19 protein-coding genes are annotated in these 18,483 nt (G+C 74.2%); 9 read left to right on the top strand and 10 right to left on the bottom strand.

Annotated elements, in window-relative coordinates:
• Positions 1–71: 71 nt before the first annotated feature.
• Positions 72–866: a hypothetical protein gene (locus tag PH191_RS08060; RefSeq protein ID WP_274194100.1), complete on the top strand. Its 795-nt coding sequence runs from the start codon at positions 72–74 to the stop codon at positions 864–866.
• Positions 863–1,732, top strand: a complete 870-nt coding sequence (locus PH191_RS08055; RefSeq protein WP_274194099.1) for a hypothetical protein — start codon at positions 863–865, stop codon at positions 1,730–1,732. The genes PH191_RS08060 and PH191_RS08055 overlap by 4 nt, the downstream gene beginning before the upstream one ends.
• Before the next feature lie 260 nt (positions 1,733–1,992).
• Here PH191_RS08055 and hepT (PH191_RS08050) read toward each other — a convergent pair whose 3' ends face one another.
• Genes hepT (PH191_RS08050) through PH191_RS08040 form a run of 3 tightly spaced genes read right to left on the bottom strand, consistent with a single transcriptional unit; the run spans position 1,993 to position 3,764 of the window.
• The gene (gene hepT / locus PH191_RS08050) at positions 1,993–2,415 is read right to left on the bottom strand and encodes a type VII toxin-antitoxin system HepT family RNase toxin (protein WP_274194098.1); all 423 of its coding nucleotides are present in this window, start codon (positions 2,413–2,415) and stop codon (positions 1,993–1,995) included.
• Complete coding sequence (gene mntA, locus PH191_RS08045; protein WP_274194097.1) at positions 2,412–2,813, bottom strand: type VII toxin-antitoxin system MntA family adenylyltransferase antitoxin; 402 nt, start codon at positions 2,811–2,813, stop codon at positions 2,412–2,414. Before mntA ends, hepT (PH191_RS08050) begins: the two co-directional genes overlap by 4 nt.
• A 54-nt stretch (positions 2,814–2,867) precedes the next feature.
• The gene (locus PH191_RS08040) at positions 2,868–3,764 is read right to left on the bottom strand and encodes an SGNH/GDSL hydrolase family protein (RefSeq protein WP_274194096.1); all 897 of its coding nucleotides are present in this window, start codon (positions 3,762–3,764) and stop codon (positions 2,868–2,870) included.
• A gap of 152 nt (positions 3,765–3,916) precedes the next feature.
• Here PH191_RS08040 and PH191_RS08035 point away from each other — a divergent pair, with 152 nt between their 5' ends.
• From PH191_RS08035 to PH191_RS08025, 3 genes are all read left to right on the top strand, one after another.
• Entirely contained in the window at positions 3,917–4,303 is a 387-nt protein-coding gene (locus PH191_RS08035) for a nucleotidyltransferase domain-containing protein (protein WP_274194095.1), read from the top strand.
• Complete coding sequence (gene hepT / locus PH191_RS08030) at positions 4,293–4,712, top strand: type VII toxin-antitoxin system HepT family RNase toxin (RefSeq protein ID WP_274194094.1); 420 nt, start codon at positions 4,293–4,295, stop codon at positions 4,710–4,712. The genes PH191_RS08035 and hepT (PH191_RS08030) overlap by 11 nt, the downstream gene beginning before the upstream one ends.
• 97 nt (positions 4,713–4,809) lie before the next feature.
• Entirely contained in the window at positions 4,810–6,189 is a 1,380-nt protein-coding gene (locus PH191_RS08025) for an HNH endonuclease signature motif containing protein (RefSeq protein WP_274194093.1), read from the top strand.
• Here the strand turns inward: PH191_RS08025 and PH191_RS08020 are convergent.
• Positions 6,160–6,585: a hypothetical protein gene (locus PH191_RS08020; protein ID WP_274194092.1), complete on the bottom strand. Its 426-nt coding sequence runs from the start codon at positions 6,583–6,585 to the stop codon at positions 6,160–6,162. The two genes, PH191_RS08025 and PH191_RS08020, sit on opposite strands and share 30 nt — an antisense overlap.
• A 279-nt stretch (positions 6,586–6,864) precedes the next feature.
• Between PH191_RS08020 and PH191_RS08015 the strand changes: the two genes are divergently transcribed.
• The 3 genes from PH191_RS08015 to PH191_RS08005 all read left to right on the top strand — a co-directional run bounded on the left by PH191_RS08015 (position 6,865) and on the right by PH191_RS08005 (position 11,084).
• Positions 6,865–7,626: a hypothetical protein gene (locus PH191_RS08015; RefSeq protein WP_274194091.1), complete on the top strand. Its 762-nt coding sequence runs from the start codon at positions 6,865–6,867 to the stop codon at positions 7,624–7,626.
• Between the two features lie 2 nt (positions 7,627–7,628).
• Positions 7,629–9,893, top strand: coding sequence for a bifunctional polysaccharide deacetylase/glycosyltransferase family 2 protein (locus PH191_RS08010; protein ID WP_420791767.1), 2,265 nt, complete (start codon positions 7,629–7,631; stop codon positions 9,891–9,893).
• A gap of 231 nt (positions 9,894–10,124) precedes the next feature.
• Positions 10,125–11,084: an alpha/beta fold hydrolase gene (locus PH191_RS08005; protein WP_274194090.1), complete on the top strand. Its 960-nt coding sequence runs from the start codon at positions 10,125–10,127 to the stop codon at positions 11,082–11,084.
• Here the strand turns inward: PH191_RS08005 and PH191_RS08000 are convergent.
• Both PH191_RS08000 and PH191_RS07995 read right to left on the bottom strand, forming a co-directional pair.
• The gene (locus tag PH191_RS08000; RefSeq protein ID WP_274194089.1) at positions 11,026–12,252 is read right to left on the bottom strand and encodes an alpha/beta hydrolase family protein; all 1,227 of its coding nucleotides are present in this window, start codon (positions 12,250–12,252) and stop codon (positions 11,026–11,028) included. The genes PH191_RS08005 and PH191_RS08000 overlap by 59 nt on opposite strands.
• Positions 12,253–12,382: 130 nt before the next feature.
• Positions 12,383–13,210, bottom strand: a complete 828-nt coding sequence (locus PH191_RS07995; protein WP_274194088.1) for a chitosanase — start codon at positions 13,208–13,210, stop codon at positions 12,383–12,385.
• A gap of 134 nt (positions 13,211–13,344) precedes the next feature.
• Here PH191_RS07995 and PH191_RS07990 point away from each other — a divergent pair, with 134 nt between their 5' ends.
• Entirely contained in the window at positions 13,345–13,527 is a 183-nt protein-coding gene (locus PH191_RS07990; RefSeq protein WP_274194087.1) for a hypothetical protein, read from the top strand.
• On the opposite strand, the gene PH191_RS07985 is transcribed toward PH191_RS07990, so the two are convergent.
• From PH191_RS07985 to PH191_RS07970, 4 genes are all read right to left on the bottom strand, one after another.
• Positions 13,511–14,119, bottom strand: coding sequence for a hypothetical protein (locus PH191_RS07985; RefSeq protein ID WP_274194086.1), 609 nt, complete (start codon positions 14,117–14,119; stop codon positions 13,511–13,513). The genes PH191_RS07990 and PH191_RS07985 overlap by 17 nt on opposite strands.
• A 168-nt stretch (positions 14,120–14,287) precedes the next feature.
• Positions 14,288–14,692, bottom strand: coding sequence for a VOC family protein (locus tag PH191_RS07980; protein ID WP_274194085.1), 405 nt, complete (start codon positions 14,690–14,692; stop codon positions 14,288–14,290).
• Between the two features lie 69 nt (positions 14,693–14,761).
• Entirely contained in the window at positions 14,762–17,524 is a 2,763-nt protein-coding gene (locus PH191_RS07975) for an AAA family ATPase (RefSeq protein ID WP_274194084.1), read from the bottom strand.
• Between the two features lie 79 nt (positions 17,525–17,603).
• Entirely contained in the window at positions 17,604–18,479 is an 876-nt protein-coding gene (locus PH191_RS07970; protein WP_274194083.1) for a chitosanase, read from the bottom strand.
• Positions 18,480–18,483 lie beyond the last annotated feature (4 nt).

Raw genomic sequence — 18,483 nt, 5'->3', positions numbered from 1 at the left:
TGGACATCCAGACGGCGTCGGGGGGACACGGGCCGCCCGATTCGCCCGCCTCGCGGGCGTTGGAGAAATGCTTGGCCACCCTGTACGGACGCTTCGAGGACGTCTACCGGAATCCGGAGGGCGTCATCGTCGTCCCGGCCGGGACGACGAGTGTCTTCGTCGACACCGAGGAGTCGGCGGGCGGCCGAGTCGCGGTGTCGGTGCGGGCGGTCGTCCTCCGGGAGCTCGCGCCGCGCCCGGAGCTGTTCCAGTACGTCGCGGTGAACGCCGGCCGGTACCTCGTCGGCGGTCTCTACCTCTATCGGGAGGGGCAGACGTACGACCTCGACATCATCGTGCGGCTCTGGCACGACCGCGCGACCCGCGAGGACCTGACCGAGACGGTGGAGGTCGCCCGGACCAACGCTCTCGAGCTCGCCGACCGCCTCGAGCCGCACTTCGGCGGGAACCGCTTCAATCCCTCCGGCGAGAGTCAGAAGAAGCTGTGGAACCCCGAGGCGCTCGCGAGACGCACCGACGTCGCCGACGCCCTGGTCGCCCGCCTCGACACGCAGAGCGCCGCGATCCTCGGTGCGGCCGACCACATCAGCTTCATGGGCGCCTACGACGGCCGACGCGGTGATCTGTGGGAGCCGGTCTACGCCGTCACGCGCGGAGGCCTCTGGGTTGCCGGGCGCGCGGATCGAGAGCGGGCCCCGGTCGTCCGGCAGTTCGCGCACGCACAGATCGACCGCGACGTCATGCACCACGAGCAGCCGCCGTACGACTATTTCGCCCTGCTCACCGACCAGACGGGCGTGGTGATCCAGGTCGGCACCGTCGACGAGGCCTACGCCATCCTCAAGGCGCGGAACGAGGCGGCGTGACCGACACCGTCCATGACGCGATCACCGAGCGCATCCCGCTGCCGAGGACCTCGGCGGACCCGTCGGGCCGCCCGGCCCCGACGTCGCGGCGTGGCTTCACCTTGGACCGACGACGGGTCCGCCTCGCGGCGGTTGCCCTGCTACTCGCCGTCCTCGCGGTCGGCACCGGTGCGCTCATCGGGCTGTTCCTCCTGCCACAGGCGCAGCCGGTGTCGACCGCCGGGTCCCCGGGAGCCGTCGCCCCTCCCGGCCCCGTCCCGATCGCCACTCCGTCTCCCGCAGCGCCGACCACATCGACCGCCGGCGGTTCCTCCTGCCCGAGCACGCAGCAGCTCGTCGAGGTGTTCCGTAGCGCTGAGAGCGGTTACGGCGCCGGCGCCCGACCGACCAGTGCCGTTACGTGCGCCGGCGGGTTCGCCGTGGTGTCGCTCCGGTCGTCGTCGACGCCCGACGGCGTGCGCACCATCTACGCGCTCGGACCGCCGGTGCGGTTCCTCGCGATGGGTACGGGACCCATCTGCACCGACGGGAGCGAGGACGACGGCGTCGTGGTCCCGGACAGCGCCGCCGAGCGTCTCGGATGCATGAGGGGCAGCGGCTCGTCGGGAGCCTCGGGGACCTCCGGCGCCTCGAGTGCCGATCCCTACGGCTGCCTCGCCGAGCGCGCTGCTCAGGAACGGTCGTACGACACGGACGACCCGATGTCGAACGCCGAGCTGCGCTGCAACTACAACTACGGGCCGACCCTGCCGAGCACCCGCGAGCAGTGCTGGCTGGCCGCCTACGACCAGAACCAGGGAAGTGGCCCGCCGGACGAGCGCGGGAGGCGCGACTTCGAGGAAGGGTGCTCACCGTTCGGCTACTGACGCCGTCAGTCAGCTTCCTGGGTGACCGTCACGGCCACGCCGAAGCGGTAGCGGGGGCGAGTGCCCTGGCCGGTATGTGCGCCGTGGGGGACGACTCCCGGAGCGTGTCGGTGGCCTCCTACGCGCAGCAGGACGACGCCGGAGCGGTGGACGCGTTGCTCGTGGCCATGGGCTGCGGGCCCGTCCCCGGGTAGCGATGAGCGCAGGGGACGGGCGTGAGGACACAGCTGGGCCCGCTGGGGCAGCTGTGGAAGCACCCCTCACGTCTGGTCGCGGAGGGCGGCGAGGAAGGCGCGCAGGTCGTTGGGTCCGGACTGAGCGATGGCGTGCACACGCTGCAGGTCGAGGCGCCCGTAGGCGTGCACAAGGAGGTTCCGGAACGCGGCCGCGCGAGCCAGCCTCGCGCCGAGCTGCGGGTCGAGCAGACCGGCCTCGGCCAGACGCCGGAAGGCGTCGCCGTAGGTCGGTGGGCTCCCGAGACCGAGACGGACGCAGGTCGCCGTGGCCAGGTCGATCACGACCTGGATCGCCTGCCAGAGATGCAGGACGACGGTGTCGGTGGGGGAGGACATCGGCCGCAGGTCCGCCGGGTCGGACGGGAGATGTGCCGCGACCCGGTCGAGGTGCGCGAGGACGGTCGCGGTGCGTTCGGCGAGGAGCTCGCCGTCGACGGCACGGCTCATCCGAGGGAGGCCAGGACGTCGGCCTGCGCGGCGCGGATGACCGGACCCGCGTCGCACCAGAACCGCACCGCCTCGAGGCGGAAATCGAGGAACGCCTCCGGACGTGCCTCGAGCAACAGCACCCCGTCCCGGGCGGCACGGAACCGCAACAGCGCGCTGGCAGTGGCGAGGTCGACGAGGTCGACGTCGTCGGTCCCGAGGACCCTGGTCAGCGCGACCGCGAGGGCGACCGGGTCCGGCGAGGGCGCGCCCTCGCGGTCGTCGGCGAGGTAGGCGAGGTCCCAGTCGGCGGTGGGCGCGGCGTCGCCGCGGGCGCGGGAGCCGTGGAGCGCCAGGACACCGACCCCGGCGATGGCCGGGTCGTCGGCGAGGGCCGCGGAGAGCTCAGCGGGCTCCATGTGCCGCACGGTACCGCTTCCCACCCAGGATCCCCGGGCGTCGCGGAGCCGGCGTCAGCCGCGCGCCGCAGTGCCGAGCTCGGCAGCGGCCCGCTCGGCCATGGCCTGCTCGCCGAGGGCGTTGGGGTGCACGACCACGGCGTTGGTGCCGCCGACGGCGGGTTCGACCCAGCGGGTGCCGATCGGCCGGCACGCGTCGTGGCCTTGGGAGGCCTCGGTGACGTCGACGTAGGTGACGTCGGTGGCCTCGGCGGCGCGGCGGACGGCGTCGTTGAGGGTGGCCTGGATGTCGTTGATGTAGCCGACGTCGCCGGAGGCCACCGGCATGACCGGATAGCAGCCCCGCTCGGCGGGGAGGATTTGCAGGTAGCCGGCGATCGCGACCCGGGCGTTCGGGGCGGCGGCCTTGACGGTCTCGAGCGCCTCGACCAGGTCGGGGTAGGTGACGTTCTCGATGGTGTCGGTGAACCGGTCGCCGTTCTGCTCCTCGCAGGGGTTGCCGGTGCCGGCGGTGGCCGCCGCGGCGGTCGCGCATGCCTGGATGGTGCCGATGAACACGCCGCTGTCGTTGCCGCCGATGGTCATCGTGACGACGTCGGTCGCCTCCGAGAGGGCCTCGACCTGCGGCGGGACGCCGGGGAACTGCGCCTCGGTGTAGTGGCGGGTCTCGGCGGCGCCGCAGGAGACGTCGGTGAGGTCGTACTCCCACCGGTCGGCGAGCACGTGGCCCCAGTTGCGGGCCGATTGCAGGCATTGGGGCGACGCGCCGGGCGCGGGCGGCAGGACACCGCTGGCTGCGCTGTAGCTGTCGCCCATGTTGACGTACTCGACGGCGCCCGACCCGACGTGGCCCTCATCCTCGCCGAGTGCGGCCGGCACGCCCAGGGCCGCCAACCCGACCGCGGCGATCACCGTCACGAGCCCGCGCCGCAGGAGTCCGATCGGTGCCACGGTGCGTCCTCCTAGGGCCCGACCCCCGTCGGCGCGGCGCGGGTCGCGCCGCCGGAGGGCCGCCTCCGCACAACGACGCGCCTCGGCGCGGGTCACGCCGGAGCTTTGGAGAGCCGCAGGTCACGGCGGTCCGCTCGTGCCACACTCGCACCGTGACGTCCGACCTTCCGCTCGCGGAGCGCGACGAGATCGTGCGGCTCCTCCGGGAGGCCGGGGCGCGGTTCGCCCTGCTGCACGGCAGCCGCGCGCGGGGGACGGCGCGTGTGGACTCCGACGTCGACGTCGCCGCCTGGTGGGGCGTGGACGCCCCGGCGTCCTTCGACGTCCTGCTCCCACCCGGCGTGGACCTGCTGGTGCTCGACTCCGCGCCGCTCGAGCTGCGGGGCCGGGTCGCCCAGCACGGGCTCCTGCTCTTCGACGACGATCCGCCCGCACGCGTGCGGTGGGTGGCGACGACCCGCAAGATCTACGCGGACGAGCGGCCCCGCATCGAGCGCAGCCACCGCGAGTTCGCCGAGAGCGTCCGCCGTGGTCGATGAGGTCCGCGTCCTGCGCCTGCTGCGCGCGGTCCGCGACGACGTGTCCCGCCTGCGCGCGGAGGCATCCGCGGAGTCGGCCCGACGACGTGACCCGATGTGGCTGCCGGGGGTCAAGTACACCTTCGTGACGGCGATCGAGGCGTGCGTGGACGTGGCGCAGCACCTGTGCTCCTCGGAGGGCTGGGGCCCGCCGGCGGACAACGCCGACGCGTTGCGGCAGCTGGCCCGGCACGGGGTCCTGACCGATGGGCTGAGCGAGCAGCTCGCCCGGGTCGTCGGCTTCCGCAACGTTCTCGTGCACGAGTACGTGACCGTCGACGACACCATCGTGGTCCGCCGCCTCGAGGACCTCTCGGACCTCGACCGGTTCGTCTCCGCCGTCACCGACTGGATGCCGACGCCGACCTGACCCGCGTCCGGATGATGACCCCGTCCGAGGTCCCGTGTCGCCCGGCGAGGGCGCTGCTGACTCCTCGCTGTCGGGGGTCGGTTCTAGAATCGAACACATGAGCGAACGGGAGCTGGGGGTGGTCGAGCGGGAGGCGCTCGAGCGCGCCCGCCTCGGCGAGATCGCCCGTCGGCGGGAGGCGTTCGCCCGCCTCGAACAGGTCGCCGAGCTCGAGGCGCTGGGGGTGGCGGAGCGGTCGGGAGATCGCACGACGGCACGGCTGCTGCAGGAGATGTGGCAGCTCGCGCCGTTCGTGGCGAAGCGGCTGGTGGCGGAGGCGGCAGACCTCTGTCCACGCACGTCGATCACGGGGGAGGATCTGCCGGCGCGGTTGCCGTGCACGTCCGCGGTGTCGGCCGCGGGCGAGATCGGCGAGGCCCACATCTCGATCATCCGCAAGACCATGGCCCGGCTGGACCGGGTGGAGAGCCTGCCCGTCGCCGAATGGGAGGCGGCGGAGCAGACGCTGGCGCAGGAGGCGACCGTGTGCGGCCCGAGGGGACTGCAGGCGGTCGCGGATCGGTTGCTGGCCCACCTCGACCCCGACGGCGAGGAGCCGCCCGAGGAGGACGCGGGCCGCGACGACGAGCTGCTGATCGTGCGACGCAAGAACGGCACGATCCTCTATCGCGGCCGGATGTCCGACCCGGTCGACGGGGAGGCCTTCCTCGAGGTGATCGACGATCTGTCCGCGCCCTCCGGGCCGGACGACCAGCGCGAACTCAAGCGCCGCCGCGCCGACGGGCTCAAGGATCTCGTCGAGGACGCCCGTGGCCCCCACGGTGTCGCCGCCGACGCACGGCGCGACTCCGCCACCGAAGCCGAGGACGGGACAGGAGCGCAGGACGCGTGCACCCCGGCGCCGCGACGCTCCGATGCGGGTGACCAGGCTTCGCGGCGGACCGACCGCCCCGGTCGCGCGCTGCTCACGATCACGATGGACCACTCGTGGCTGTCTCGGGCCCTGGCCGACCACGGTCGCTACGGCCTGCTCGATTCGGGCGCCCGAGTCCATCCGGGCACCCTGCGCCGCTGGGCCTGCGACGCGGAGATCGTGCCGATGGTCCTCGGGTCGAGGTCCGAGCCCCTCGATGTCGGCCGGGGGCAGCGCACCGCGCCCGATGCCATCCGTCGGGCTCTCAACGTCCGCGATGGAGGCTGTGCGTTCCCCGGGTGCTCGCGACGGCCCCGTCGCTGCCAGGCGCATCACGTCGATCATTGGTTCGACGGCGGCGACACCGCGCTGGACAACATGTGCCTGCTCTGTCGCTTCCACCACCAACTGATCCACCACGGTCACTGGTCCGTGCAGATCGTCGACGGTCGGCCGTGGTTCACCCCGCCCGAGTTCCTCGATCCCGAGCGACAACCCCGACCCGGCGGGCGACCCCGCGTCCCACCCCAGAGCTCAGACGTCCCCGATGGGTGTGTGGCGTGAGCGCCACCTGCTCGCGCTGAGTGACGTCGCCGGCGAGCGAGCGAGCATCGGAGCCCGGAGGCAGGCGAGCTCGAACTCCCGTCGCTCGTCGATCTCGCGCTGCGCCCGGCCGAGTCGTGCGTCGGCGTCGCGGACGTCGTCTCGGAGCCGGCTCTCCTCGGCCGCGGCCTTCGCCTGCGCGACCGTGGCTTCCTCGAGGCGGGACCGGACCCCCAGGAGACGGGCGAGCAGCTCCCGTACCTGCTCGGTCTGACCGCCTGCGGCGCGGGCGGCGTGGACGCGCTCGGTGAGGCGACGCTCGAAGTCCCGGAGTGCGACGAGCTGACCGTCCAGGTGGCGGCGGCGTGCGATGGCGTCGTCGAGCCGGGTCGTGAGCAGGTCGGCCGTCGTCGGCATCGGGTCCCCCCCAGGTCAGGTGGTGTCTGCTCGACCATCGACGCCGCGGAATTGGACGTTACGGGCGCGCGGAGGCATCGCGACGGTCACGGGGTTCCTCCTCGGAGCGCGGTCGGAGCGTCACGAGCGACCGTCACTTGTGAACCCATTCGGACTAGTTCACTCCTTCGTGTGACCCGCCGAGACGTATCAATCGGTGGCCGCGGTGACGATGAGTCGTTGATCGGGCTTCACGAGGAAGCCCCGCCGGCGGTCGGTCGGTGACACGGGGGGTCAGCCATGAACGGTGTGGAGTCAGGACGAGAGACCGCGGAGCGGTCGCCGGTCTTCGTCGACGCGAGCGGGCGCCGGCGTCGCGGTGTCACGGTGCTCGGCTACCTCGGCGCCTCGGCCTGCACCGCCTACCTCGCGGCCTTCGGCATCACGCTCAGCACGCACGCCAGCGTGATCGACGCGTCCGGCGTCGCCCTGGCGCCGTCGCCGTCGATCGACGACGAGGGAGGCGAGGAGTTCGACGACGTCCCCGCGGACGTCGTCGTCCCGGCAAGCGCGACCGGACGCCACGGCGTCACCGACGCCGCGGTCACCACTCACGCGTCGCAGAAGAGCACGTCACGGCACGCGTCGACCGCCGGCGGGCGGCACGCCGCCGCTCCGCACGTCACGGCGCCGATCCACCGCGCGACGGCACCGCTGGTTCCGCTCCGGGTCGTCCGCGGACCCGCGTCGGCCGGTGGCGGAGCCGCGCACGCGACCTCCCCGCGACCCACGACCCCGCACGGCGGCAGCGTGCCGGGGACCCCGCAGTCCACGCCCGACCCGTCATCGACCACCGATGGCTCGGGCGGGAGCTCTTCGTCGGGCGGCGCGGGCCCGACGACGGGCACCGGGACGTCGGGGAGCACTGGCAACGGGGGAACGGCCGCGGGCAGCGGCACGACCACCGACACCACCACCGACACGACGACCCCGACCGACGCCGGCTCCGGCACGCCCGCCGTGCTGGACATCGGCCCCCTCACGACCTCGATCGGAGTCTGACCGTGGCCAGCCACCGCTCCTCGGCACGCCGCGGCCACACCGCCGCTCCGGCGCGCCACCCGCACCGCGCGGTGGCCGCCGGCCGGGGATGGACGCGCCTCGCGCCCCGGCCCGGGGTGCTGTTCATCGTGGTCGCGTTGCTGATGTTCAGCTGCTTGCTGCTGGTCCACGGGCTCGCCCGCTCGCAGGTCGGCGTCGACGCCACCGGCGCGGTGCCGGCCGAGGAGGCCCACGACGAGGTCCCGGCGGCGATCACCGACGGCGGACCGATCGTCGACGCTCGCGGCGCCACCCCGGTGAGCGCGCGCATGCCGGCGAAGACGATCTCGCTGACGTTCGACGACGGGCCCGACCCGGTGTGGACCCCGCAGGTCCTCGAGGTGCTACGCCGCCATCAGGTCCCCGCGACGTTCTTCGTCGTCGGCTCGATGGCCGCCCAGCACCCGCAGCTGCTCCGCGACATCCGCGACGCCGGCTCGGAGGTCGGGCTGCACACCTTCACCCACCCCGACCTCTCCGCGGCGTCGGACGTGCGCATCGACCGCGAGCTCACCGAGACACAGCTCGTGCTGGCCGGAGCCCTGGGTGAGTCGAGCTACCTGCTGCGCCCGCCCTACTCGTCGACCGCCGACGCGGTGGACAACGACGCCCTGCGCTCCTTCCGGACGGCCGGCGCCGACGGCTACGTCACCGTGCTCTCCGACACCGACAGCGAGGACTGGCAGCGCCCCGGCGTCGACGCGATCGTCGCCAACTCGATCCCCGCGAACGGCGCGGGCGGCGTCGTCCTGCTCCACGACGCCGGCGGCGACCGGTCCCAGACCGTCGCCGCCCTCGACCGGCTCATCCCGCAGCTGCAGGCGCAGGGCTACCGCTTCACCACCCCGGAGACCGCAGTGGGTCTGCCCGCCGACAACCGTCCGGTGTCGACGGTCCACCACCTGCTGGGCGCGACGCTGATCGGGCTGGTCGCCGTGGCCGGCGTCGTCGTCGACGCGCTGACCTGGCTGCTGCTCGTCGTCGGCGTGCTCGTCGTGCTCCGGCTGGTGCTCATGCTCGTCGTCGCCGTCCGGCACCACCGGCAGCGGCATCGTCCCGGCTTCTCGTGGGGGCCTCGCGTGACGGAACCGGTCTCGGTGATCGTCCCGGCGTACAACGAGAAGGAGAACATCGCGGCGACCGTTCGCTCGCTGGTGGCGAGCGAGCACCCCGTCGAGGTGCTGGTCGTCGACGACGGCAGCACCGACGGGACGGCCGAGATCGTCGAGGCGCTGGCCCGGACGATGCGGCTGCCGAACGTGCGCGTCATCCGGCAGGCCAACGGCGGGAAGCCCGCCGCGCTCAACGCCGGCATCGCGCACGCCCGTCACCAGCTCATCGTCATGATCGACGGCGACACGGTCTTCGAGCCGGCGACGGTCGGGCGCCTCGTGGCGCCGTTCGCGGACCCGTCGGTCGGCGCGGTCGCGGGCAACGCCAAGGTGGCGAACCGTCGGGGCCTGATCTCGCGCTGGCAGCACATCGAGTACGTCATGGGCTTCAACGTCGACCGCCGCGTCTACGACGTCCTGCGCTGCATGCCGACCATCCCCGGGGCCGTCGGCGCGTTCCGGCGCTCGGTGCTGCTGGAGGTCGGAGGGGTCAGCGACGACACGCTCGCCGAGGACACCGACCTCACCATGGCCATCTGCCGCAGCGGCCGGCGCGTGGTGTTCGAGGAGCACGCGCGGGCCTGGACCGAGGCGCCCGCGACCCTGGGCGAGCTGTGGCGCCAGCGCTACCGCTGGAGCTACGGGACGATGCAGTCGATGTGGAAGCACCGTCGCGCGGTGCTCGAGACCGGCGCGTCCGGCCGCTTCGGCCGGGCCGGCCTGGGGCACCTCGCGGTGTTCCAGGTGCTGCTGCCGCTGCTCGCGCCGCTGGTCGACATCTTCCTGATCTACGGCCTGCTGTTCCTCGACCCGGTGACGACGTTGATCGCATGGTCGTCGGTGCAGGCGATCCAGCTCGTCGCCGCCGTGATCGCCTTCTGGCTCGAGCGTGAGCCGCTGCGCGTGCTCTGGCTCCTGCCGCTGCAGCAGATCGTCTACCGGCAGCTGATGTACGCGGTGGTGATCCGGTCGATGGTCACGGCGGTCGGCGGCATCCGGCTGGGGTGGCAGAAGCTGCGCCGCGTCGGCGGGCTGGAGGACCTGCTGCCGGCCGCGCCGGAGCCGGGGACGACGGAGATCCCGCGCGAGCAGCTCGTGGTGCTCAGCCGGCGGTGATCGCGTGGTCGGCGCCACCCCCGTGACCTCCGCCGGCGGCGCGGGCCCGTGACCAGCGCCGCAGCACGGGGCAGAGGGTGCCTCCGGCGCAGGAGCGACGGTCGCAGGATGCGGGCGGCTTGACCGGGACAGGGTCGCGGGTGACGGTGTCGATGACCGCCACAGGACGGCTCGGCCCCGGCGGTCCAGCCCGCACCCGACCCCCGCAGGGGCGTCGACGGAGGACGGCTCATGACGGCTCGAACCCTGGATCGGCCGGACGCGACGGTGTCGTACTGGGTCGAGGGGCCACGGCACGCGGCGACGGTGCTCCTGCTGCACGGCGCGGCCCTCGACCATCACGCGTGGCGACCGCAGGTCCGTGTCCTGCGCGACCGCTACCGCGTGGTCACGGTGGACCTGCGCCACCACGGAGCGTCGACGGCCTCGGGGGCCTTCCGCTTCCACGACGCCGTCGACGACGTGCTGGCGCTGCTCGACGCGCTGGCACCGGAGCCAGTGGCGCTGGTCGGTCTGAGCCTGGGCGGCAACATCGCGCAGGAGGTCGTGCGCCGCGACCCCGAGCGGGTCGACGCCCTGGTGGTGGCCGACGCGACGTGCAACAGCGTGGTCCGTCTCCCCACCGAGAAGATGGCGTCGCTCGCCGCCCTTCGCTCGCTGGCCTGGTACCCGCGCCGGCTCTTCCTGCACGCCGCCGTCCGCGCCACCGCCCGGGACCGCGACGCGCGCCGGTACGTCCGGGAGGCCACGGCGGCGATGCCCCAGTCCGCAGCCGTCGGCGTGCTGTCGTCGCTGGTCTCGGACGCCCTGCGCGCCGAGCCGGGCTACCGGCTGCCGGTGCCGACGCTGCTCGTCCACGGCGACGGCGACCGCGTCGGCGACATCGCCGTGGGCGCGCGGCGCTGGGCCCGTCGCGACCCCCGCGTCGAGCTCGTCGTGATCCCGTCGGCCTCGCACCTGAGCAACCTGGACGCACCGGAGGCCTTCACCGGCGCGCTGGTCGACTTCCTCGACCGGGTCGTTCCCGCCCCGACCCCGAGCGAGCCGGCCGAGCCGCCCGACGGTCCGTTCCGGCGCCTGCGCGCGGCCGCCCGCGCGTGGTGGGCGCGCCGGCGCCACGCCCTCGCCCGCGTCAGGACCCGGACGTCGCGAGCTGCTCGTCGAGCCAGGCGAACATCCGCTCGTGGGTGAGCAGGCGGGCCATCGGCTGGCAGTGCATGTTGGCGCCCTCGGCCGCCAGGAACCGCACGTGGTGCGAGCCCGGCACGAGGTCGGCCAGCTGCTGGGCCTGGCCGGGCCAGAACTGCTCGTCCTCCGGGTCGGTGACCATCAGAGGCGTGCGGATCGCGTCGGCCAGCTCCGGGGTCAGTCGGTAGCGGCGGGCCTCGGTGAAGGTGTCGAACCAGTCGTCGCGCTGGAAGGGGCGGGCGCGGAAGCGGAGGGTGCGCGCAATCGAGGGGATGAGCAGCGGCAGCCGCATGTTCCGGTTGAACTTCTCCCGGTCGCCCTGCTCGAGCATCGTGACCATGCTCGCCGGCAGGCGCTCGGTCCACGCGGTCGACACGTCGACCACCCCGGGGTCGGCGACGGCGGCGACGAAGCGGTGCTCGAAGGCGAGGGCCCGCGGTAGCCAGTAGCCGGCCTGGCTGATGCCGTAGGCGGTCAGCCGGTCGGCGTCCACGTCGTCGCGGGCGACGAGCGCGTCGACCACCGGGGTGAGGACGGCCTCCCAGTCGTGGCGGAACCCGACTCCGCGCTCGAACAGCAGGGACTGCTGGCCCGGCCCGTCGTAGACGAACGCGTTCCATCCCCGCTCCAGGGCGGCCGCGGCCCCGCTGCCCCACAGCGAGGTGATCGCGCCGTCGCTGCCGTTGGTCATCACCAGCGTCGGACGCGGCGTGCCCGAGGTGTCGGGGCGCAGCAGCCAGCCGGGCAGCGTGGTGTCCTCGTAGGGCACCTCGACACGCTCGTGCCGTCCTGCCGAGCAGTCGACGAAGCGCTCCCAGCTCGCGCGGTGGGCGCGGAAGGCGGCGGTGAGCTGCTCGGAGTCCTCCTCGCCGGTCAGACCGTCGAGGGCGAGGGCCCCGTAGCCGGCCGCCCGGAGGAACGCCGCCGCGGCGCCGCGCTCGTCGCCTTGCCGGGCCCGCTGCTCGGCGGTGCCCCGGAGCTGCTCGGCGCGGGCGGACCACTCCGGGGTCCAGGTCTTCCCGCCGTGGATCCGCGCAACGGTCGCGAGCACCTCGCCCGCGTCGGCGCCGCCGGCGGCGCACTGGCCCAGCGCGAGCCGGACGGCGAAGTCCCACCCCTCGTCGGCGAAGAACCCCGCCGAGAACACCGTGTTCGACCGACCCCGGGCCACCCGTCCACCTCCACGCGCTCGGATCGAGCCATCGTGGCGGGGACGGCGTCCCTCGGCCAGCCCGGTGTCGACCGGTCACCACGATCGAGGGCGGTGCCCGGGTGGCCCCGGTCCTCGGCGGTGACGTCCGTCAGGCGGGGAGGCTGAAGCGGTCCCCGGCGAACGTCCACTCCAGTGGGGTGTCCAGATCGAAGCGCTGCTGAGCCAGCAGCGTCTCGAGCGTGGTCACCCGGGGGACCGACTCCTTCCAGACCTCGGCCGTCTCCTCGTCGGCCGGGTCGAGGAGATGGGCCCGGCGGATCTCGAGGAAGCGCCCCAGCCACGCCATCGGATCGGCCTGCTCCCCGGTCTCGGTGATCAGCGCCTGGAGGCCGTCCCGGCCGCCGATGCCGTGCTGCACGGCGGTGTCGAGGACGACGAGCTGGCCCAGCGCGGAGGTCTGACCGGCTCCCCGGGCCCGGTCCATGGCGGGCCGGAAGTACAGCTCGTCGTAGACGGCGTCCTGCGCGGCGTTGAGCCTCGGGTCGGTGCGCGAGGTCGTGCTCCAGGCGTCCTCGAACCCGTCCAGGCCCTTGGTGCTGGACCCGTCGCCACCGTCGGCCACCTGCTCGTCGATGGCCCGCAGCGCCGGGAGGTAGCGGCTCACGGGGGTGTTGTTGCCGGCCGTCGCGGCGTAGCGCTGCACCACGAGCAGGAGGTCGTGGGTGCCGCTGGTGAACCCGGCCCGGCCTGCGGTGATGCCGCGACCGTCGTCGAGGCGGTGCGCGGCGGCGTAGGGCAGCTCGATCGTCGAGTTCTCGAACGTGCTGATGACCGCCTCGGCAACACGTCGGCGGTCCGGGTCGGCGAGACCCGGGAGGCGCTCGGGGTGGCCGGCGGCGGCGTCCGGCGCCCCGCACCCGCTGGTGACGGCCCACCCGGCGAGCCCGGCGAGGACCAGGAAGCCGCGTCGGTTCACCGGCGCGACGGTAGGCCATCCGAGGGAGCGGACCACCCACAGGTGGTCGACACGCTCGGAGACGGGGACACCCTGCGTCGACACGGAGCGCTACCGGTGTTGGCTGTGCCCCACACCGAGGACAGGAGAGAGCGATGCGCCGGAACCGAAGCGTCTCGTTGGGCACCGTCATCTATCTGATCATCGGTCTGGTGGTCGCGCTGTCGAACGGCTACGGAATCACCGATCTGTCGTCGCTGCTGTCCTTCCTCCTCGCACTGTTCCTGTGGCCGCTGGTGCTGCTGGGCGTCGATCTGCACCTCAGCCTCGGGATGTGACGTCCCGCGGCGCGGTCGCGCGCAGCGTCAGCGACGTCCGGCGCCGCTCGCGTGGGCCGTCGACGGCGTGCAGCGGCCGCCCGTCCTCGACCCCGGCCAGCCCGGGGCCGCGGAGCAGGACGAGGCTGCCGGCGTCCGCGTCGAACGCCTGCGCGGTGGTGCCCTCGCGGTCGGTGCAGTGGCGCAGCGTCGCCGACCCCTCGAGCGTGAGGATCGCGACGAGGTGGCGGTGGCGTCGCCCGTCGAGGTGCGTCGAGATGCCCGAGCTCCCGGGCGCGTAGCGCTGGATGGTCACCTCGTCGGGCTGCCACTCGGGCACGTGCGGAGCGGTCGCCGCGACGACGGCTCGGCGCAGGGCGTCCACGGCGGGACGGGCGGTGATCTCGTCGCCGGTCAGGACGAGGTGCTCGCCCTGCTGGCGCACGCGGTGCGGTCCTTCCACCGACGGCAGCGCGACGTAATGCTCGGCGTCGAGCTCGGCGAGGACGTCGCGGCGCAACCCCTCGGGGATCACGTCGGACTCGTGGGCCACGCCGTCGCGGGCGACGCGGTGCAGCGCGGGGCCGAGGTCCCGGGTGAGCGAGTCGGTCATGCCCGCGGCTACCCGTCGGCGCGCGCGGTGCCGCGCCCGGCTCCGGCGGCGCCCCCCTCGCCGCCGGAGCCGGGAACACGGAGCCCGGTGCCACGACGCCCCCCGACGTCGAGCCCCCCACACGTCCCCCGACGACGTGCACACCGCGCTCCGCGGCCCTGCTGGACGTCACCCCGCCACGTGCACCAGCACCAGCGGGACGTCGTCCGGATCGTGGAACACGAGGTAGGCGTAGGGCGCAGGATCACCGACGTCGACGACGCCGCCGTGGATCACCCCGAGCCCGTCGAGCCAGCCCGCCCAGGCGTCGAGCTGCGACCGCGACGCCACCGAGAAGGCGGTGTGCGACGGCGGCTGCCCCTGGCCGGCGCGCTGCAGCCGGATCGCGACCCCGGAGTCGGGATCGCACAGAAGGACGCCGTCGATCTCCTCGTCCTCCGGGCACCGCGTCCCGGCGTGCGTCAGCCCGAGCACGCGCTCGTACCACGCCGCGCTGGCGTCGAGGTCGCGGACGAGGGGGGCGTAGTGGTGGAAACCCGTGAACGCCGGCCGTTCGCTCGTCGACGCGTTCATCACCACCCCCTCCTCCGTGTACTCCCCGTGTTCGGAGTTGATCCTGTCGAGTGATGGTTGAGCGCGGTACTAGGGAGGTCCCTCGGTGTCGCGACGACGGGTGAACTCCGCCGCCAGCTCGGTGCGTGAGCGGACGCCGAGCTTGCGATAGACCCTGGTCAGGTGCGCCTCCACCGTCTTCCGGGAGACGAACAGGGCAGCGGACACCTCGACGTTGCTGAGCCCCTCGGCGACGCCGCGGGCGATCTGGAACTCCTGCGGGGTCAGGACCTCGAGGGAGACCGTGTCGTCGGCGGCCTCGACGGACGTCCGGTGCCCCGTGGCCGCGAGCTCGTGGCGGGTCCGCTCCGTCCACGGGTGCGCGCCCAGCCCGGCGAACGCCGCCTCGGCCTCGAGCAGCAGCGGGCGCGCCGCGCCCGGACGTCGCCACCGGCGGCGCACCTCGGCGTGCGCGAGGGTCGTCCGGGCCTTCTCGTACGGGGCCGAGAACCGCTCGTGCGCCCGGTGGGCCATGGCGAACCAGCGCTCCGCGGCGTCGGGGTCGTCGGCGAGCAGCCCGCGACCGCGCGCCGCGATCGCCTCCGCGTACGCCGACCCGGTGCGCTCGGCGTTCGCGGCGACCCACGCCACCGCGGCCTCGGCCCTCGTCCGGTCGCCGGCGCGGGCCGTCGCGTCGACGAGGTCGCCGGCGAAGGGGACCGCAGGGAGGCACCGTGCGCCGTGCTCGTCGAACTGGCGGCGCGCCCGCTCGAGGTGCGCCGTCGCGGCGGCGACGTCGCCCGCGGCGAGGGCACCGGCGCCCAGGGCTCCGGTCGCGTAGCCGAGGAGGCTCTCGACACCGAGCGGCACCGCGAGCCGCATCGCCTCGTCGGCGTGCGCCCGGCAGGACTCGGTGTCGCCGCGGACAGCCTCGATCCGCGCCTGGAGGGACAGGCCGAAGGCCTTGCTGCCCGCCTGACCCAGCTCGTCGGCCCACGCGACGCACTCCGAGACGTCCGCGTAGGCGCTCGGCCACCGACCCGCCCACCAGTCGACCTCGGCCCGCACCGCGAGGGAGTACGAGAGGACCAACGGCGCCCCGGCCTGGCGGGCCGCCGTCGCCACGGGCTCGACGAGACGCCGGCCCTCGTCGAACCGTTCGAGGTACACGGCGGACTGCGCGCCGGTGGCGAGGGCGGGGGCGTCCCACAGGAGGTCGGCCCCGTCGACGCGCCGGAGCAGCTCGTCGAGCAGGGGGTGCGCCTCGTCCCGCCGCCCGACCAGGACGTAGGTGTGGCACAGGTCGGCGAGGGTCACGATGTCCCCGACGTCGAGGGCACGCGCCTGATCGGCCACGGTCTCGGTCTCGCGCAGGCGCGCCATCATCGTCAGGGGCATCACCGTCTCGCCGTAGAGCCGGGCGGCGCGCTGCGGGTCGTGGGGCAGGACCGCGTCCGCCGTCCGGAGGGCCTGGTCCACCGCACGCGCCGGGTCCAGCCAGCTCAAGGTCCGGGTGCGGACGACCTCGACGTCGGCGGCGAAGAGGACGTCGTCGCGCTCGGCCAGCGCCCGCTCGCACCAGCGGACCGCCTCCGCCCCGCCCCCCGACATCGACGCGTCGGTGGCGGCGGCGAGCAGGCGCTCGGCGCGCAGCACCGGGTCGGCGGTGAAGTCCGCGGCGCGCGCCCAGGTCCGGGCGGCGGCGAGCAGCCCGGCGCGCTGCCGGGCCGTGTGCGCGGCGTCCACGAGACGCTCCGCGAGCTCGTCGTCCGGCGGCTCGCCCGCCTCGGCGAGATACCAGACGGCGAGGTCCGGCGGGGCGTGCCGGGCGAGACCGTCCAGCACCCGGCGGCGCAGGGCCTGCGACGTCCGCGCGGCGATCAGGGGCCGGAGCAGGCCGTGGCGCAGGCACACCTCCTCGCCGTCGCGCAGGGCGAGCCGGCGGCGCTCGGCGGGCGCCAGGTCCTCGCCCCCGATGCCCAGGTCGCGGAAGACCGGCTCGAGCTGCACGCGGCACGGGGTCCGGCTGTGCGCGAGTACCGCGAGCGCGGTCCGGCTCGCCTCCGGCAGGGCGTCGATCGCCGCCGACCACGTGCGCTCGAGCGCCGAGCCGGGGGGCAGGGCGGGCGCCGCGGCGTCGTCGGGGACCAGGAGGTCGGGGCCGGCGGCGCGGGCGATCTCGACGACGGCGAGCGGATTGCCGGCGCACCGCTCCACGATCGTCTCCACCACGCGGGGCGACGCCCGCACGGGCAGCGCCTCCACCAGCGCGCGGCTCTCCTCGGCGGAGAGGGGGCCGAGCTCGATCGTCGGCAGCCGCCAGACCCCGGGGTCGACGGGCACCTCGGACCGCACCGACAGGAGCAGCGCGATCCGCTCCGGCCCGAGACGCCGGGCCACGAACATCAGCACCTGCTGGGAGGGCGCGTCGATCCACGGGAAGTCGTCGACGACGAGCAGCAGCGGCTCGGCGTCGGCGGCCGAGGCGAAGGTGCCCAGGGCGGCCGCGCACACGGCGAGCGGACTGCCGACGGTGCCGGCGCGCAGCGCGAGGGCGATCTCGAGCGCCTCACGCTGGACCTCCGGGAGGCCCTCGACGTGCTTGAGGAGCGGCATCAGCAGGTCGGCGACCGCGACGAACGGGAGCACCGCCTCGCTCTCGACCCCCGCCGTGCGCAGCACCCGGCGCGACGACGTCCCGACGACCTCGTCGAGCAGGGTGGACTTCCCGCTGCCCGGTTCGCCGGCGAGGACCGTGACCGTGCCGTCGGTGCGCCGCGGGTCGGCCGCGGCGGCGAGCTGCGCCCGCTCGCGCGCGCGACCGATGACCTGGGGTGACGGTCGGTCGGTCACGCGCACGCTCCCCCCAACGTCGTGGGGAGCCATCCTCCCGCGAGGGCGGACCATCCAGCAGTGCCGTTCGGTGCAACAACTATCCGGCGAAGTGGAAGGCCTGGCCGGCGAACGTCCAGTCGAGGGGCGTCGCCAGGTCGAACCGCTCCTCGTCGAGCAGCGTCTCGAGGGTGTCCACCCGCGGGACCGAACTCCGCCAGACCTCGGCGGTCTCCGCGTCGGCCGGATCGAGCAGGTGCGCGCGGCGCACCTCCAGGAACTCCTCCAGCCACCCGGACCGGTCCGGCTGCTCCGCGCCGCCGTGTGCCTCGGTGGTCTCGTCGATCATCGTGGCCAGGCCGTCCGGGTCGGTCCCGGTGCCGTGCTGGACCGCCGAGTCCAGGAGGACCAGCTGCCCCAGGGCGGAGGTCATGCCGATCCTGCGTGCCTGCGCCATGGCCGGGTCGAAGTACAGCCGCCGGTAGACGTCGTCCTGGGCCCGGTTGAGCCGCGGGTCGGTCTGCGACGCCTGCCGCCACGCGTCGGGGAACCCCTCGAGCCCCGTCGTGTCGCCCCCGTCGCCTCCGGCGGTGACGGCGGCGTCGATGGCGGTCAGGGCCGGCAGGTACCCGGTCAGCGGGGTGCGTTCCCCGCCCGCCGACTCCTCGTACCGGCGCACGACCAGCAGCAGGTCGTGGGTGCCGCTGGTGAAGCCCGCCCGTCCCGCCGTGATGCCCCGCCCGTCGCCGATGTCCTGGGCCGACGCGTAGGGCAGCTCCGTGGAGGAGTTCTCGAAGGAGCTGATGACGGCCTCCGCGGTGCGCAGGCGGCCCGGGTCGGCGAGGTCGGTGACGCCGGGGACGTCCGCCGGTGCACCCCCCGCCGCCCCGGGCTGCTGGCACCCCGCGAGGACCGCGCCGCCGACCAGTCCGCCGCCCACCAGTCCGCTGAGGACCAGGAAGCTCCGCCGGTTCATCGGT

The organism is Actinomycetospora callitridis (assembly GCF_028737265.1).
GTDB classification, from domain to species: domain Bacteria; phylum Actinomycetota; class Actinomycetes; order Mycobacteriales; family Pseudonocardiaceae; genus Actinomycetospora; species Actinomycetospora callitridis.
This window is presented reverse-complemented; position numbering and strand designations above follow the sequence as displayed.

What these genes read in the sequence shown, in the direction of transcription:
- hepT (WP_274194098.1), bottom strand. Translation starts at nt 2,415, where the DNA reads ATGAGCCGTGCCGTCGACGGCGAGCTCCTCGCCGAACGCACCGCGACC.
- mntA (WP_274194097.1), bottom strand. Translation starts at nt 2,813, where the DNA reads ATGGAGCCCGCTGAGCTCTCCGCGGCCCTCGCCGACGACCCGGCCATC.
- PH191_RS08025 (WP_274194093.1), top strand. Translation starts at nt 4,810, where the DNA reads ATGAGCGAACGGGAGCTGGGGGTGGTCGAGCGGGAGGCGCTCGAGCGC.
- PH191_RS08020 (WP_274194092.1), bottom strand. Translation starts at nt 6,585, where the DNA reads ATGCCGACGACGGCCGACCTGCTCACGACCCGGCTCGACGACGCCATC.
- PH191_RS08015 (WP_274194091.1), top strand. Translation starts at nt 6,865, where the DNA reads ATGAACGGTGTGGAGTCAGGACGAGAGACCGCGGAGCGGTCGCCGGTC.
- PH191_RS08005 (WP_274194090.1), top strand. Translation starts at nt 10,125, where the DNA reads ATGACGGCTCGAACCCTGGATCGGCCGGACGCGACGGTGTCGTACTGG.
- PH191_RS07990 (WP_274194087.1), top strand. Translation starts at nt 13,345, where the DNA reads ATGCGCCGGAACCGAAGCGTCTCGTTGGGCACCGTCATCTATCTGATC.
- PH191_RS07985 (WP_274194086.1), bottom strand. Translation starts at nt 14,119, where the DNA reads ATGACCGACTCGCTCACCCGGGACCTCGGCCCCGCGCTGCACCGCGTC.
- PH191_RS07980 (WP_274194085.1), bottom strand. Translation starts at nt 14,692, where the DNA reads ATGAACGCGTCGACGAGCGAACGGCCGGCGTTCACGGGTTTCCACCAC.
- PH191_RS07970 (WP_274194083.1), bottom strand. Translation starts at nt 18,479, where the DNA reads ATGAACCGGCGGAGCTTCCTGGTCCTCAGCGGACTGGTGGGCGGCGGA.